We start from the raw sequence: 3,007 nt of genomic DNA, 5'->3' as shown, positions 1-3,007 counted from the left end.
AAAACTTCTTAATAAATGCAATTTCAAAAACAACATTCTTTTGAGCTCAGAAAGAGAACAAAAGAAAAACAAAACGAAATGCGAAAGCATTCGTGGAGATCAAGAAACAAAGAGCACAGGGTGAATGCCTTGGCACTGGGAGCCGAAGAAGGACGCGACAAGCTGCGAAAAGCCACGTTTAGGAGCACATATCCGTTGAGACGTGGGTGTCCGAATGGGGAAACCCGGCGGTCAGAAGGGCCGTCACCGTTAAGTGAATCCATAGCTTAGCGGAGGGAACCCGGGGAACTGAAACATCTTAGTACCCGGAGGAAAAGAAAGAAACATCGATTCCTTAAGTAGCGGCGAGCGAACGAGGAAGAGCCCAGAATCCAACAATCATTTCCGTTTAGCAGAAGGGCATGGGAAGGCCCCGCAAAGAGCGTAAGACGCGCGTATGCGAAAAGCCGAGATGAGGAGATTCGACGAGTACCACGGGACACGTGAAACCCTGTGGGAAGATGGGGGGCCCACCCCCCAAGGCTAAATACTACCCAGTGACCGATAGCGGAAAGTACCGTGAGGGAAAGGTGAAAAGAACCCCGGGAGGGGAGTGAAATAGAAACTGAAACCCTGTGCTTACAAGCAGCTGGAGCGCAAGTGACAGTGTGCTTTTTGTAGAACGGGCCAACGAGTTACGGTATGTAGCGAGGTTAAGCACTTCAGGTGCGGAGCCGAAGCGAAAGCGAGTCTGAATAGGGCGCCATAGTTGCATGCTGTAGACCCGAAACCGTGTGATCTATCCATGACCAGGGTGAAGCTTGGGTAAAACCAAGTGGAGGCCCGAACCAGTGTCTGTTGAAAAAGGCTTGGATGAGTTGTGGATAGGGGTGAAATTCCAATCGAACACGGAGATAGCTGGTTCTCCCCGAAATAGCTTTAGGGCTAGCGTTCTGTGATGAATGACGGAGGTAGAGCACTGAATTGGGTAGGGGGCGTCAAGCTTACCGAACCATATCAAACTCCGAATGCCGTGCATTTTAACAGGGCAGTCAGACAGTGGGAGATAAGTTTCATTGTCAAAAGGGAAACAGCCCAGACCATCCGCTAAGGTCCCCAAGTACTGATTAAGTGGGAAAGGATGTGTCACTGCACAAACAACCAGGATGTTGGCTTAGAAGCAGCCATACATTTAAAGAGTGCGTAATAGCTCACTGGTCGAGTGGTGGTGCGCCGAAAATGAACGGGGCTAAAATCAGGCACCGAAGCGATGGATTGTACCGCAAGGTACAGTGGTAGGGGAGCAATCTCTTAGGGGCGAAGCCATTTCGTAAGGGATGGTGGACTTAAGAGAAGAGAGAATGTTGGCATGAGTAGCGAAAGTGAAGTGAGAATCTTCACCATCGAAAGCCCAAGGTTTCCTGAGGAAGGCTCGTCCGCTCAGGGTTAGTCGGGGCCTAAGCCGAGGTCAAAAGACGTAGGCGATGGACAACTGGTTGAAATTCCAGTACTACCTCAAAGCGTTTGAGAAATGGAGTGACACAGAAGGATAAGCGAACCCGGCCGTTGGAAGAGCCGGGGCAAGCAGTAAGGCTGCAGCGGGAGGCAAATCCCCCATTGCAAAAGGCTAAGCTGTGATGCGGAACGAAAAATAAGTAGGGAAGTCGCCGATTTCACGCTGTCAAGAAAAGCTTCTATCGAGCTGCGAGGTACCCGTACCGTAAACCGACACAGGTAGGCGAGGAGAGAATCCTAAGATGAGCGGGAGAAGTGTTGTTAAGGAACTCGGCAAAATGACTCCGTAACTTCGGGAGAAGGAGTGCCCCTTCGGGGGCCGCAGAGAAGAGGCTCAAGCGACTGTTTAGCAAAAACACAGGTCTCTGCTAAATCGAAAGATGACGTATAGGGGCTGACGCCTGCCCGGTGCTGGAAGGTTAAGGGGAGTGCTTAGCGTAAGCGAAGGTGCGAACTTAAGCCCCAGTAAACGGCGGCCGTAACTATAACGGTCCTAAGGTAGCGAAATTCCTTGTCAGGTAAGTTCTGACCCGCACGAAAGGCGTAACGATTTGAGCGCTGTCTCGACAACACACCCGGTGAAATTGTAGTACTCGTGAAGATGCGAGTTACCCGCGACAGGACGGAAAGACCCCGTAGAGCTTTACTGTAGTCTGGCATTGAGTTTTGATATAACATGTACAGGATAGGTGGGAGGCAGAGAAGCATGCACGCCAGTGTGTGCCGAGCCATTGTTGGGATACCACTCTTGTTATATTGGAATTCTAACGCGTTGCCGTTACCCGGCAAGCGGACAGTGTCAGATGGGCAGTTTGACTGGGGCGGTCGCCTCCTAAAAAGTATCGGAGGCGCCCAAAGTTACCCTCAGGATGGTTGGAAACCATCTGTAAGAGTGCAAAGGCAGAAGGGTGATTGACTGCGAGAGAGACATCTCGAGCAGAGACGAAAGTCGGGCTTAGTGATCCGGTGGTTCCGAGTGGAAGGGCCATCGCTCAACGGATAAAAGCTACCTCGGGGATAACAGGCTTATCTCCCCCAAGAGTCCACATCGACGGGGAGGTTTGGCACCTCGATGTCGGCTCGTCTCATCCTGGGGCTGAAGCAGGTCCCAAGGGTTGGGCTGTTCGCCCATTAAAGAGGCACGCGAGCTGGGTTCAGAACGTCGTGAGACAGTTCGGTCCCTATCCGTCGTGGGCGTAAGATATTTGAAAGGAGCTGTTCCTAGTACGAGAGGACCGGAATGGACAAACCGCTGGTGCACCAGTTGTTCCGCCAGGAGCATCGCTGGGTAGCTAAGTTTGGAAGGGATAAGTGCTGAAGGCATCTAAGCACGAAGCCCCCCTTAAGATAAGATATCTCATTCGAAAGAAGTAAGGCCTCTGGAAGACGACCAGGTAGATAGGCTGGAGGTGGAAGTGCAGCAATGTATGGAGCTGACCAGTACTAATCGGCCGAGGTCTTGATCTAACAAGACTTTTGAAACACTCTTTTCCTTTATGTTGTTTTGAGTGAC

At 51.3% G+C, this 3,007-nt stretch carries 1 rRNA gene; it reads left to right on the top strand.

Annotation, left to right across the window (positions count from 1 at the left end):
* Nucleotides 1-97: 97 nt before the first annotated feature.
* Nucleotides 98-2,961 (top strand): 23S ribosomal RNA (locus tag FYJ53_RS20980).
* The last annotated feature ends 46 nt before the right edge of the window (nt 2,962-3,007 follow it).

This window comes from Eubacterium sp. BL-380-WT-2B (assembly GCF_009696115.1).
GTDB lineage: Bacteria > Bacillota > Clostridia > Eubacteriales > Eubacteriaceae > Eubacterium > Eubacterium callanderi.
The sequence above is the reverse complement of the archived record's forward strand: the minus strand, read 5'-3'. Positions and strand labels throughout refer to the sequence as shown.